Consider the following 914-nt stretch of genomic DNA (forward strand, 5'->3'; position numbering starts at 1 on the left):
ATCTCACCTCATAGGGAGTTCCTCTTTTTATAACGGCCACCGCCTGGTGTAGCAGCTTGTTTCTGACAGCGTTTAAGACGCTCATCTTGCTCTTGCCCTCCCCGACTTTCCGTTCAAAGTAGGTCTTCATCTCCCCGTTATTGCGGATACTGCTCAGAGCCGCCATGTGCAGCACCTGCTTCAACTCCTTGTTGGCGAATTTGGATACACCTGTCCTGCCTATCACGCTCGTGCCGCTGCGGTACTCGAAAGGGGCCACCCCGCAGTAGCAGGCAAGCTTGCGCCCGTCATCCATTCTGGTGAAGCCCTGGGTGTATACAAGAAGGGAGATGGCCAATACCTTTCCCACGCCTTTCACCGAGGTGAGAAGGTCGTACTTGCGCTTCAGCTCTGCGTCCTTTGCGATGAACTGCTGCATCTTCTCCTCCACCTGCTCCTTGCTCTTCTCCAGGCCCTTGATGGCTTTCCTGTTGACCTGCTCCAGCGTCTTTCCAGACACAGGGTCTATCTGCAGCAGCTCCTTGATGGTGCCCTTGATGCTCTTGAGGGCCTTGATGAGCCTGCCCCTGCTTGCCTGCAGGTCCTTTAGCCGCTCCAGCGTCACGCCCGAGAGGGAGAGGCACTGCGCCTCCTGCTGGTGCAAGAGGCGTAGCGGGCGATCCTTTGCGCGTCCACCCTGTCGTCCTTTCCCCTGACCATGCCGATGCTCCCCTTTATCTGCAGGGCGCTCTCCAGCCACACGTTTACTTCCCGTGCCAGCAGGTAGTGCACCAGTTGCCTTGTGTACATGCCCGTGTGCTCCATACAGGCTAAAGTGTCCTTTCCCGCCTCGCAGCCCTGCTGCTTCATCCAGGCCTTCATCCGCTGAAAGCCCTCTCTGTTGTTGTTGAACTTCTGGTGGTGCGGCACCCCTG

2 protein-coding genes are annotated in these 914 nt (G+C 57.5%); both read right to left on the reverse strand.

What is annotated here, in order from left to right; genetic code table 11:
* Positions 1-418: transposase (locus ACFQ2O_RS21870; protein WP_377533079.1), on the reverse strand; the 418-nt coding region annotated here is incomplete at its 3' end.
* Positions 419-600: 182 nt separating this feature from the next.
* Positions 601-861 carry an IS110 family transposase gene (locus tag ACFQ2O_RS21875; RefSeq protein WP_377533081.1) on the reverse strand — a complete coding sequence of 87 codons (261 nt, stop codon included), beginning with the start codon at positions 859-861 and terminating at the stop codon, positions 601-603.
* Between the last annotated feature and the right edge of the window lie 53 nt (positions 862-914).

Source organism: Pontibacter rugosus (assembly GCF_042678745.1).
GTDB lineage: Bacteria > Bacteroidota > Bacteroidia > Cytophagales > Hymenobacteraceae > Pontibacter > Pontibacter rugosus.